The organism is Paraburkholderia aromaticivorans (assembly GCF_012689525.1).
In the GTDB taxonomy this organism is placed as follows: domain Bacteria; phylum Pseudomonadota; class Gammaproteobacteria; order Burkholderiales; family Burkholderiaceae; genus Paraburkholderia; species Paraburkholderia aromaticivorans_A.
In genome coordinates this window covers 919566-931262 of sequence record NZ_CP051514.1, presented here as the reverse complement: position 1 = coordinate 931262, position 11697 = coordinate 919566, and the positions used below count along the sequence as shown (strand labels likewise).

General features: G+C 59.3%; 9 protein-coding genes and 2 pseudogenes. 8 read left to right on the top strand and 3 right to left on the bottom strand.

What is annotated here, in order from left to right; all coding sequences use genetic code 11:
- The first annotated feature begins 17 nt into the window (after window positions 1-17).
- The 3 genes from panD (at window position 18) to HF916_RS04305 (ending at window position 2118) form a co-directional block, all read left to right on the top strand.
- Window positions 18-410, top strand: coding sequence for an aspartate 1-decarboxylase (panD, locus tag HF916_RS04315; protein ID WP_168787933.1), 393 nt, complete (start codon window positions 18-20; stop codon window positions 408-410).
- A 417-nt stretch (window positions 411-827) separates the two neighbouring features.
- Window positions 828-1454, top strand: a complete 627-nt coding sequence (locus tag HF916_RS04310; RefSeq protein ID WP_168787932.1) for a hypothetical protein — start codon at window positions 828-830, stop codon at window positions 1452-1454.
- 100 nt (window positions 1455-1554) lie between these two features.
- Window positions 1555-2118, top strand: coding sequence for an EAL domain-containing protein (locus tag HF916_RS04305; RefSeq protein WP_168787931.1), 564 nt, complete (start codon window positions 1555-1557; stop codon window positions 2116-2118).
- Window positions 2119-2776: 658 nt separating this feature from the next.
- On the opposite strand, the gene HF916_RS04300 is transcribed toward HF916_RS04305, so the two are convergent.
- From HF916_RS04300 to HF916_RS04290, 3 genes are all read right to left on the bottom strand, one after another.
- The gene (locus tag HF916_RS04300) at window positions 2777-3202 is read right to left on the bottom strand and encodes a hypothetical protein (protein ID WP_168788996.1); all 426 of its coding nucleotides are present in this window, start codon (window positions 3200-3202) and stop codon (window positions 2777-2779) included.
- A gap of 142 nt (window positions 3203-3344) precedes the next feature.
- Window positions 3345-3653, bottom strand: coding sequence for a DUF4148 domain-containing protein (locus HF916_RS04295; RefSeq protein WP_168787930.1), 309 nt, complete (start codon window positions 3651-3653; stop codon window positions 3345-3347).
- Window positions 3654-4239: 586 nt separating this feature from the next.
- On the bottom strand, window positions 4240-5154 hold the full coding sequence (locus HF916_RS04290; protein ID WP_168787929.1) for a LysR family transcriptional regulator: 915 nt from the start codon (window positions 5152-5154) through the stop codon (window positions 4240-4242).
- Window positions 5155-5322: 168 nt separating this feature from the next.
- On the opposite strand from HF916_RS04290, the gene HF916_RS04285 reads away from it, so the two are divergent.
- The 5 genes and pseudogenes from HF916_RS04285 (at window position 5323) to HF916_RS04265 (ending at window position 11685) form a co-directional block, all read left to right on the top strand.
- Window positions 5323-6846, top strand: a complete 1524-nt coding sequence (locus HF916_RS04285; RefSeq protein WP_168787928.1) for a succinate CoA transferase — start codon at window positions 5323-5325, stop codon at window positions 6844-6846.
- 127 nt (window positions 6847-6973) lie between these two features.
- Window positions 6974-7195, top strand: a pseudogene (locus tag HF916_RS04280) (LysR family transcriptional regulator); the annotation flags it as partial.
- Window positions 7196-7671: 476 nt separating this feature from the next.
- On the top strand, window positions 7672-8730 hold the full coding sequence (locus HF916_RS51915) for an NAD(P)/FAD-dependent oxidoreductase (RefSeq protein WP_206001780.1): 1059 nt from the start codon (window positions 7672-7674) through the stop codon (window positions 8728-8730).
- Window positions 8731-9577: 847 nt separating this feature from the next.
- A pseudogene (locus HF916_RS04270) lies at window positions 9578-10288 on the top strand (IS6 family transposase).
- Between the two features lie 362 nt (window positions 10289-10650).
- Window positions 10651-11685 (top strand): IS630 family transposase, encoded by a 1035-nt coding sequence (locus tag HF916_RS04265; RefSeq protein WP_206001742.1) that lies wholly within the window; start codon window positions 10651-10653, stop codon window positions 11683-11685.
- Window positions 11686-11697 lie beyond the last annotated feature (12 nt).

Here is an 11697-nt window from a genome sequence, read left to right as displayed (position 1 = left end):
GCCGTACAGGATTGGTCATGCAACGCAACATGCTGAAGTCGAAGATCCACCGCGTCGCGGTCACGCACTGCGAGCTGCATTACGAAGGCTCGTGCGCGATCGACGAAGACTTGCTGGAAGCGGCGAACATCGTCGAAAACGAACGGATTGACATCTGGAACATCAACAACGGTGAGCGTTTCTCGACCTACGCGATCAAGGGCGAACGCGGCAGCGGCATGATTTCGCTGAACGGCTCGGCCGCGCGGCGCGCGCAACTGGGCGATCTGGTGATCATCGCGGCGTTCGCAGTGCTGGATGAAGCGGAATTGAAGGCGGGGTGGAAGCCGGACCTGGTGTTCGTCGACGGGGACAACAGGATCAAGGGCAGCCGCGATCACGTGCCAACCCAACGTTCGTCTGCAAAATGATGAGATGTTCTGCAATGTCAAGGCACTGCAGCAGATTGCTGCGATTCGTGTGCCCGAAAACATTTCCTCAGCGGGTCTGGACATCTAGGTGGACACGCGCCATCTTGGATCTCGGCATGCTGAAGAAATCGTCATGCCGGATGAACGCAAGGACTACGAGAAGTGACCGACGATTGTGCGCGGGACGCATTTTCGGTTGCTAACGAAAAATCGAATACGGATCAAATCCATGGTCACACGAGTAACCCTTCCGCCGCAAGGCACCCGGATGGGGCGCTCGGGCAGGGCGGCCCACATTGTTTCCAAGATAGGATGCAGCTCTCTGCCGACGGCTGTTTTTCTGTGTGACGCGAGCCAACGGGGGCTGTGGTGAGCCAACGCCTCTAACTCGTTCCCCCGGTGCAAGGCAGCTTGCGCATGCCCAGGGAAAAAACCATCGCGGACGGGCCGGCGCGAACCAGGGCGCCTTCCAAGGGTGCTGGTCCCGGCAGGACCCTGTGCATCGCGGCGTCGATTGACAATTTTGCGCAGATCGAGAGCGCTTACGGTCACGACATCGCGCTCCGCGTCAGGCAGGGGGTCTACGAACGCGCACGCGAATTCTGCGCGCGGGAGTCCGGGCTCGTTACACGCAGCGGCGAGTACTTTTTTTTCCTCATCGATCGGCACGATGCGGAAAGCGCAGGAAATACCTGCGACGATGTGCTCGAAGCCGTCATGGCAGCGCTCGGCAACAAGCCTTTCCTGAGTTCGCGCGGAGCGATTTTTGCCGCTATCAGCGCATCGATTCCGGCGGACAACGATGCGCCGTTCGACCTTGAGAAGGCGGGTTCCGATGAAACGCGGGTGGGCTCCTGGAAGTGGCGAACCCGCTACGCGGCGGATATGCAAATTGCCCATCAGCTGCTCGGCGCGCTTGACCGCGGCGAGTTGTGCTTGCGTTACGAAAAGGTCTGTAGCGCGAACGAAACGACCAGTGTCAGATACTGGCACTCGTCGCTAACCCGCGTTTCATCTCCGCGCGGCGGTCAGCCTCAGGCGTAGCGAAAGTCATACTGTCTATGAGGCGCTGTTATGCGAGTCGGGAAGCGGAGCGCCGGCCAGTGTCGGGATGCACGTGCCCGCGTTGGAACGACTCGGTCTCGTGAGCCGCCTTGATAAATGGGTCGTGTCGTCGGTTATCGACCAGCTCCGCGCGCACCCGACTATTTCGCTCGGCTGCAACATATCGATTCAGAGCGCCACGCTTGATGGCTGGTGGTCGTCGGTGATCAAAGGGCTGAGGAGGGAGCCGCAGCTTGCGGCACGGCTCGTGATTGAAATCACCCAGACAGCGCCGTTGACGGACATGCGGTTGGTGCTGGATTTCGTCCGTGCTTTACAGCTGCTGGGATGTCGCATCGCGCTTGATGATGTAGGCGCCGGCTATAGCTGCGTGAAGGGTCTGACCGAACTCGGCGCGGACATTGTGAAGGTAGACGGATCATACCTGCACGCAGCTCGTTCCAGCGATAGCGCGAGGATGCGCTTCCGATCGCTGATAGGTTTGGCGCGCGCGTGCGCCTCGCACGTGGTGCTCGAAGGCATCGAGAGCGAGGAAGATCTCCGGCTATCGCTGGCATGCGGCGCGCACTGGGTCCAGGGATATCTGTTCGATTCGATGTTCAGGATCGATTCCATATGCGCGAGCCGTGAAGCGGCCGATTGAACTGATATGCAACGGTGAAGACCGGACGCGGGCAGATGCGGCGCGGGCATTGATGCGATAGTACGAGCAGAACATCGATCTATTCTGCGCGAACAGCAGTCCGGCAGGGGCCGCGTCGAGTGCGCGCACCTGACGCTGCAGGACCGCCTCGTGAAGGAACTGAGACCGCGAGGCGTTGGCACGGTCGCCGAGGCCAACGGGCTCCGGTGCAAATGGCGGGGGCGAGCGAAAAGCAACCTGTTCACCACTACATCATCATGTTGAAAGGACCACCTTCCAAACTATCTACAGCTGGAGGATTTGGACGGACGCGTGCCGTTTGCGCAGGCCGCACGATGATGCGGGCCATGCTTCGTCGCTGGTGTCGTCGTTTGCTCCAATACGAATCAGCCGTTCGGTGAGTTTCGAATTGTCGGTATGCACGTTCGACGCATCAGGGCATGCAGCAGCTTGCCGTCATACGCATGCCGCTTGTACGAGATGCCAACACCTTCCACCTCCGGTTCGTACAGATCGTCGCGCACTAGCGGCCTCTCGGGCTGCGCAACGGTACGAACCGTCGTTTTCGGCGATCGCAAGCTGCGGCAGCAGATGCACTCGTAGATGACCTTCGGGCTCAAGGCCATGATAGGTCTAAACATCGCAGCGCAAGCAATACTTAAGCAGCCGTTTTCAGAATCTGTGCGGAAAGGCCAAACTGACGCGCGATCGACGTAAGGCGCTCGCGCCATTCCCATTTTCCGAAAACGTCATGCACGTTTTGCAGGCAAGACAGCAATTCGACGGTATTGGGATTGAACACGTTGATGCGTGCCCGAAGAAGCGCACGCCTAAGCGCCGCGATGCCGACGTCCATATATGCGGGAACCTGCTCGGGCGGCTTCGCGATGTACCGGATAGGCACGCCTTCCATCGCGGTGACATAGTCGCACGGCCTGATGAAGCAGCCGACCGGGCAGCCGCCACAGTATCCGCGATACGCGGCGCCGCCGTGAGGAAGCAAGGCGGCCTGCCCCTGCACCTGAAGATGCTGGACCGCGCGGTTAAAGATCTCCTGATGCGTCAGGAAGTTAAGGCTTTTCATGTTCATTCCCCGCGCATCTGCGCAGCGGCCATGGCTTCGGTCGTTCGAGCAATCTGCACTTGCGGCGCCGGATCGCCGGTATCGTCGCAAAAAAATGCGGCTGACGCGCAACCCATCCCGCCGGCACCTGCGCATCAAACGATTACGGGTGGCTGTACATCGCGTCCCAGTCGGCCTTCGAAACGGCCGGGCGTCCCGCATCGGACGAGCCACTCCCGACGCCGCCGACGCCTGTTGCGCCGTTCTGTGCAGCGACCTTGGCCAGGGCGGCCCGGATGTCGTCCGGATAATGCGGATCGGCACCGGCAGGGGGACGCCAGCCAGTCTGCTCAAGCTGAACGAGTTCAGCACGCACCTGCGCACGGGTGAGCGGTTGGTTCGATTGAGCGAACCCGGCAAGCGGAGCAGCAAGGGCAACTGCAACGACAACAGTTTGAATCAGGGACTTCATGGTACTTACCTCCAGACTTTGTTTGGTCCTGCTACGAACAGCCCTGTTCGCGATCAGTGGCTACAGTCTAGGTAGGCAGAAGCTTAAGAATAAGGACCATGTCTGGAGGGGACTGTTGCAGGATTCGGGAACAACGCCCTATCCACCTGTGCGGCGAGGTATCCGGTTGATCATGCCGGCCTGACGCCTTTTCTTCCAGCCTGTAAGAGTCCCCAGTTTGACGCGACGGGTGTGTGATGAAGTAACCGGTCGAAGAGCGCCGCCGCGAGAATTGCTCCTTCGCGAAGGCCCGGTTTCACTGGGTGGCCCGCGCCGAATTTTCCGGAGACGCCAACGTTTAAGAAAATGGAGTCATGGAAAACGGAAAGAAGAAGTCACCGAGGTGTTGTCGCCGACTTCAAACTGCACCAGTTGCCGACGCACCAATGATCCAGTCTGCGAGCGCGAAAGGCCTCCAGTTCGAACATGAGATCGGCATTGGACATGGTTCAGCTGCATCTCGGCATCCGGATCAAAACGGGGTTGGCGACAACAGGGCCTGGCTGGGCAAAGCCTCAATTATCGAGGTGGGAAGATAGTAACGGGGCTAGAGCGCGCCGACGCGTGCCTGTTTGCCCAGCACCTCGTCGCATATGGCAAGCCATGCGCGCGCGGCATGTGACATGTAGCGATCCGGGGACCAGATGTGTGTGAGTGTCCAGTCGAGCGCGGGCTCCGTCACCCGCGCAAGCGCGAGATTGCTGACGTTGAGGTGCGCGAGAAACGGCTCAGGCAGGAACGTGGTGCCAAGCCCGGCTGCCGCCATTGCGGCAAGAAAGTCCCAGTGCCCGCTCCTCGCCACAACGTGCGGCTCGATACCGGCTTCGTGAAATACTGCATGAAGGCGACGGGTCAGGGCAAATTCGTCGTCGAGCAGGATCAGCGGCTGACACTTCAGCGCGGCGAGCCTGACGGTGCGACGTCCCGCCCATGGAGCCTCGCGCGGCCCCACGGCCCAGATCGCGTAGCGCGCAATCACACGGGTCGCAAGCGTCTGCTGGCTGCTTCCTGGCAACAGCACGGTTGTGCCGACTTCCAGTTCACCCGCGATGACCTTCTGCTCGAGCAACTGCCCACCGTGTTCGGCAAGCCGCAGCTCGAGCTTCGGGTAGCGTTGCTGAAAGGCTCTGACCGCAGCCGGGAAGAACAGGTTGCCCATCGGCGGCATGCCCACGGTGAGCTGACCGCGACCGAGCTGTGCGACATCGGCGACCTCCAGCTGCAGTTCGCGAATCACGGAAAGTGCCTGCAACCCGCGCTCGTAGACCACACGCCCCACGTCGGTGAGCTGTACCTGTCTGCCATCGCGAATCAGAAGCGGTTGACCGACTTCATCCTCTAGCTGCCGCACCATCTTGCTGATTGTCGACTGGGTGACAAACACAGCCGCGGCAGCCTGGGTGAAGCTGCCCAGCTGAACAGTTTCGACAAAGTAGCGCAATGCACGGATATCGATGGGCATTTTCGTAACGTGATGGCATGAAAAAAACGACTGGATTTCATGACATTAAATCACGTTATGCGTCGACAAATCTTCACTAAACTTGATGGCATCTGGAGTCGGATAGGCGCCATCCATCGCACGGATGGCCTCGTATCGGCCGACAGTCCTAAATCAAAGGAGACAAAAGTGTTTGAGGAGCGGATTCGCCTGCCGCAGCTTCGCGACAGAATTGTGACGGCAGAAGAGGCCGCATCGCTGGTTCTTGACGGCATGACCGTCGGCATGAGCGGCTTCGGTGCTGCCGGCGACTGCAAGGCAGTCCCTCCTGCTCTGGCGGCACGCGCCCGCAAGCAGTCGTTACGGATCACGCTGATGACGGGAGCGTCGGTGGGGCACGAGGTGGATGGGGTGCTCGCCGAAGCGGGTGCGATTCGCCGGCGCATGCCGTTTCAGTCAGACAGAACCCTGCGTAGCCAGATCAACGCCGGCGAGGTGATGTTCATCGACCTCCACCTGTCGGAAATGGCGGAGCAACTGCGAGACGGACATCTTGGCCCGGTCGATGTCGCCGTGATCGAAGCGGTGGCGGTTGGCGAGGCTGGTATCGTGCCGACACTGTCGGTCGGTAATTCGGCGGTGCTCGCCGCGCTCGCGAAGAAGGTCATTGTCGAGATCAACCTGGACATGCCGCTCGAGCTCGAAGGGCTGCACGACGTTTATCAGCCGCTGTCCCGTCCCGATCGCGAACCTGTTCCGCTGACAAACGCGGCGCAGCGAATCGGCCTTCCGTATATTCCCCTGGACCCGCAAAAGATTGCAGCGATCGTGATCACCCGCAAGGGCGACAGCCCCAACAAGGTTCTTCCGCCGGATACCGACACCACGCAGATCGCCGGGCACCTGAGCAGTTTTCTCGCGCACGAGGTTCGCGCGGGTCGGCTTGGCCCTTCGTTGCAGCCGCTTCAGGCTGGCGTCGGCTCCATCGCAAATGCGGTGCTGCATGGGCTCGTCGATTCGGGTTTTTGCGGCTTGCGCATGTATTCGGAGGTGCTTCAGGACGGAGCAATCGAGCTGATCGACACGGAGTGTGTCGACTTCGCATGTGCGTCTGCGATCATGTTGTCGAGCGAATATCAGGCCCGCTTTATCGAGGGGCTGGACCGCTACCGGGCGCGCGTCCTGTTGCGGCCGCAGGAGATCAGCAATCATCCGGAAGTGATTCGCCGGTTGGGCGTCATTGCTGTGAACACTGCGCTCGAATGCGACATCTACGGCAACGTAAACTCGACGCATGTTGGCGGCACGCACATGATGAACGGCATCGGGGGCTCGGGCGACTTCGCGCGCAATGCGTACCTGTCCGTGTTCGTGACAAAGTCGCTGGCGAAGGATGGCGACATTTCGAGCGTCGTGCCGATGGTGTCGCACGTCGATCATATCGGACAGGATGTCGATGTCATCGTCACCGAACATGGGTTGGCCGACCTGCGCGGTCTGGCACCCCGGGAACGGGCCGAGCAGATCATTACGCATTGCGCGGACCCGTTGTACAGGGACGCGCTGCGAGATTACGTGGCAAAGGCAGGTGCACGCGGCGGACACACGCCCCATCTGATCGAAGAAGCGCTCGCGTGGCATGCGCGTTATCGCGAGCGCAACAGCATGCGGCCTGATCAGACCTTGCGTCTGGTTTCGCAACCGATCCCCTAACCCGCCTGGAGGCAAATGGGCAAATGATGCAGCCGGGGGCTCTGATGCAATCAGGAGGCCGGCTATGCCTGCGCCCCTCATCGCGATAACAACCCATAAGCATGACTGATGGATACGCATACAAAATATGCGGGTGTATGTCCGCATCGTCGAGGTCGGCAGTTTCACCGCCGCAGCCCAGTCGCTCGATTCGACTACGGGTGCCATGTCGGGCGCGCTCTCGGAACTGGAGACACACCTGCTCAACCGCTTGACTCGTCGTCTCGCTCTCACGCCTGCCGGCGAACGTTATCTGAAGCGCCGCAAGCAGATTCTTTCGGACGTCGCCAGCGCCGGAGAGGAGGCCAGTTGAGGTGCACTCAAGAAACGGACTTTTTCGTACGCGTGCGACGTGAAGTCGCGCCAGTTATTGTCTCGGCCAGAAAGGGATAGTGAGACTTGTTGTTCCCTCAGCAATAGCCTACCGAGGCGAGCGTGGCTGGTAACGGCTGGGTTCGGAGCCCTCGGGACAATGAAGTCCCTCGCACGAGGAGAGCACGCCGCAAGGCTCGCTCAACTGCTGCCAGCATCGGGCGGCAAGGACGCTAGGCTGGACAGGATGGCCAATGCAAGTGAATCGCCGTAACTCTCGTTAAAAAAGAACAAGCCAAAGATGCTGGAAGGCTTGGACCAAAAGGTATATGACAGGTCGCTTGATGCGTACTGCGGGCACAGGGACAGAAGTCACAGGAAGAAAGGCGGGACCTAAGCTGTTCGTGTAACTGGCGTGGAACACGGTAAGCCCGAATCTTCGCCCTCGTGGCAGGCGAACCGCAAGGAACGCTGATGGGAATGCGGGCAGAGGATGGTCGAAAAAACGAATGCCGCCCTGTAATGGGGCAGATAGAGGTTGAGCCGCGAGGCGATATGACCTCACGCGAAAGCGGGCAGACTTCGACCGGGTCGTTCTTGATTAGATCGTTTGACGAACTTTCACAGGAGGGAAAGCAAATGACGGCGTATGCAGCGCGCGCTAGTGCGCCCTCCGACGACGCGGGGCACTGGCACGCTATCAATTGGGCCGCGTGCTATCGCGAAGTCAGAAGTACCTCGCTCGGCGTGGCTGCCCGGATGGTGTCTGGGGGAGAACGGGCCGCGTTGGAGCCGGCCATTGGCAGTCTGGCGCTTGGTCGAAATGCGGCCGACGCTACGTTCCTGGAAGGGGCGGCGCACGTGACAGATACAGCTACATTTGTCGCTAGGCTCACGCATGTATTTTTGCACCGCGGTGGACTCGTGGGCGTCGACAGGGTATGCAGCGTCGAAAGTACACCGAGAGGAAAAATTACCTTAAGGTGTGCGCGGAGAGATTACTCACCGCAAACCGTTCTTCTTTCGACAGGTGCGCACTCGAACCGCCTCTTAGCGAGCTGTGGTCATCGCATACCGCTGATTGCTGAAACAGGGTACCACCTTGAACTGGACGTCGACCCTGTGTTCATCAGTCGGCCTATTTCGCTTCCAAGGCTGGGAGTGGTCCTGACGTCGAGTCAGTACGGAGCCCGCGTTGCGGGTATCAGTCACTTCGGTGCGCCGGGGTTCCGCGTGCGCCCGAGTCTGCTGTCATCGGCGCTGGATCGCCTGCGTGAATTCCTGCCGATGCTCCGAGCTCGTCCCGGATTCGAAGTGCGCAGCGGTGAACGCCCGACTACACCGGACTTCTTCCCGGTCGTGGAGCGGGTGCCGGGCCATCCGTCCGTCTTTTTGTCCTCTGATCATGGACATTTGGGACTAACGCTGGCTGCCGTCTCGTCCGGAATCCTTGCAGATCTGGTGACGAACGGCTCGTCGGGATATGAAAGCGAATTAAGCTCGCAGAGGTTCAGCAGAAGACAAGGCGCCTAGTCGTTCCACGAGCCAGCATAAGCGGAAGACCTATGCGGAACCGCTACGGTTGATGATTGGCAGCTGGCAAGGCACAGCTGGAAAGTGCACGTCATACCGGCGACGTCTGCTGTCGTCGCACCGTGACGTTGAAAGAAAGGAGAAGATCATGGCAAGTGCAGGAAAGTCGTTGAGAACTATGGTTCAGGATTGGCTGGCGCCCGATCCCACAAGAGGGTTTAGAGTCAGTCATTACGGCCGATCCATCAGGGGACGTTACGTTTGCGTCGTCGCAGTCAAAAGAGTGGACCCAATGGTGATGTTATTTTATCGCCACCGAGATGGAAAATGGTACGTTTTCCCGCCCGAACCCGAAAGACCAGCAATGCGGCTGACGCAAGTTAGTTGACGACGGAAGCAAGGACCAACAAACCGACGGCGTCGCTAACCGGACTTAGCTCGGGTGCTTTTCATCGTTGTCTCAAATGACAATGCGATGGCTAAACCGATAACTGATGACGTCTTTGTGGCCACTTGTCTAACTGTCTTTACTACCACCAAAACGGCGGCTAGGTTGGGACCGCAGGGCGCCTGCCGCTGAGCGGCCGCGGCGTGGCCACGCGGGTTCTGTCCATCCGGCGGTCCGTAACGTCTTGCTCGACTCATTGCGCTTTAAGGAGCCTCAGTGAGCAGTCGCATTTATCTGGTTCCGCGGACAATGAAATGCACCGCAGCTTTGGCGGCGCACGACGACGCGATCGCCGCGGGCGACGTGGCGAATGAAGGGTTGATATCCGCCCAAGGGTTCTGGTGCAAATAATGAAGGTGAATCGGTTAAAGTGTTGCTCCCCGATCTCATCATCCGACAATGAGCAAGCTGAAGAGTACGGACGAACTGTTCTCAGGTCGCCACTTCAACCGCGACGTGATCATTCTGTGCGTGCGCTGGTATCTGCGCTACAAGCTCAGCCTGCGCGATCTTGTCGAGATGATGGCCGAGCGTGGCCTGTCGCTAGCCCACACGACGATCCTGCGTTGGGTGAAGCGCTACACGCCAGAGTTCGTCAAGCGCTGGGACCGATTCGGCACGCCAGCGGGCGCGTCGACGAAACTTACGTGAAAATCCGCGGCAAAATGGGTCTATCTTTATCGGGCGGTCGATCGTGCGGGTCAGACGGTTGATTTCCTGCTCAGGGCGAAACGTGACGTGAACGCAGCCAAAGCCTTCTTTAGCAAGGCCATCAAGCATCAGGGCAAGCCACCAAAGACCATCACGCTCGATGGCTATGCCGCCTCACACCGTGCTGTGCGGGAGATGAAGGCGGATGGCCTGCTGCCGGAGGACACGAAGATCCGGTGCTCGAAATATCTCAACAACTTGATCGAGCAGGATCATCGCCACATCAAGTCCCGGACCAATGTCATGCTCGGCTTCAAACTGTTCAGGAACGCCGCGATCACGCTCGCTGGCATTGAGTTGATGCATCGTATTCGAAAAGGTCAGTTCAATCTCGCGAAGCTTGGCCTCAAAGATACCACTGCGCCCGCCGTCTGGAGTGCTGTCCTGTCTGCTCGATAAGATATCCTTTCTATTTGAACCGTCTCTTCCAGGTCGACTATTTGCACCATGTATGGATGACTCCCAGTTGTCAAGCAGTCTGACTCTCTGGCATTGGGTCGAGGTTGCCGCCATGTATCCGGGCTCGCTTCGCAGCGCTTGCTGCCGGCCCACGATGAATATCGGCGAGTGGGTACCCCATCAGAGCCACGGGCTTGGTTGCCCTTGGTGCAAAGCGGGTTTGGCCCACCACGGTCCGACCGTTCTGTCATCGAATTGAAGTCTGCTCAAGCAACCTCTGGAAGGTGGGTGTTGTGCCTAGGTTAGAACCTGGGCCTGTTACTGACGAGTGCACCAAATACGGCGTGATGCGTTGTAGGGTTATGAAGACGAAAACGGATGCCCGAAAACTGGACCAGGCGACGCAGGCGCACCTGAGGAAGATGGTGGTGCAGGCCGTGCACAATGGGATGTCGCAAACCGATGCGGCGCGGACATACAGCGTGAGCCTGCGAGCGATAAGCCGGTGGATGAAGCAGTTGCGTGAAGGCGGATTGAGGGCGCTGCGTGCCGGCAAGCGTGGCCGCCGACCAGGAAGCGGCCATCTGACGCATACGCAGGCGGTGCGAATGCGCAAGCTGATTATTGAGCGGATGCCGGACCAGCTGGCGCTGCCGTTCTACCTGTGGACCCGTGAATCGGTCGCACAGCTGATCGAGCTGGAGTACGGCATCAAGGTATCGAAGTGGACGGCGGGGCGATACTTGAAGGCGTGGGGCATGAGCGCGCAGAAGCCGGTGCGACGGGCGTACGAAAGAAAGGATGCAGAGATTGAGCGCTGGTTGAACGAGGACTATCCGCAGATCGCGAAAGAGGCGAAGCAGGAAGGCGCAACGATTTACTGGGGCGACGAAATGGGGTTGCGCAGCGACCACGTCAGCGGCACCAGTTTCGCCTTGAAGGGCGAAACACCGGTGGTGCGGGCGACTGGAAAGCGTTTCAGTTGCAACATGATTTCGGCGATCACGAACCGCGGCGAACTGAGCTTCATGGTCTTCGAGGGCACGTTCACGAATGCGACGTTCATCGAGTTCATGAAGCGCATGATCAAACAGGCAACGCGCAAGATCTACCTGATCGTCGATGGTCATCCGGTCCACCGGTCCGTTGCCGCCAGAAAGTTCGCCGCCGAAAACGCGGATCGCCTCCGTCTGATCCGGTTGCCAGGCTACTGTCCCGAGTTGAACCCGGACGAGTTGTTGAATCAGGACGTGAAAACCAACGCGCTGGGCAAGAGCCGTCCGGCCAACAAACAGGAAATGATCCGGCATATCCGCAGCCACCTGCATCGTCGACAAAAGGAACCTCACGTGATTCGCAACCTGTTCAAAGAAAAACATGTCCGCTACGCCGCTTGATCAGTTGCGCAC

What these genes read in the sequence shown, in the direction of transcription:
- HF916_RS04265 (WP_206001742.1), top strand. Translation starts at nt 10,651, where the DNA reads ATGAAGACGAAAACGGATGCCCGAAAACTGGACCAGGCGACGCAGGCG.
- HF916_RS04310 (WP_168787932.1), top strand. Translation starts at nt 828, where the DNA reads ATGCCCAGGGAAAAAACCATCGCGGACGGGCCGGCGCGAACCAGGGCG.
- HF916_RS51915 (WP_206001780.1), top strand. Translation starts at nt 7,672, where the DNA reads ATGGGAATGCGGGCAGAGGATGGTCGAAAAAACGAATGCCGCCCTGTA.
- HF916_RS04295 (WP_168787930.1), bottom strand. Translation starts at nt 3,653, where the DNA reads ATGAAGTCCCTGATTCAAACTGTTGTCGTTGCAGTTGCCCTTGCTGCT.
- HF916_RS04300 (WP_168788996.1), bottom strand. Translation starts at nt 3,202, where the DNA reads ATGAAAAGCCTTAACTTCCTGACGCATCAGGAGATCTTTAACCGCGCG.
- panD (WP_168787933.1), top strand. Translation starts at nt 18, where the DNA reads ATGCAACGCAACATGCTGAAGTCGAAGATCCACCGCGTCGCGGTCACG.
- HF916_RS04290 (WP_168787929.1), bottom strand. Translation starts at nt 5,154, where the DNA reads ATGCCCATCGATATCCGTGCATTGCGCTACTTTGTCGAAACTGTTCAG.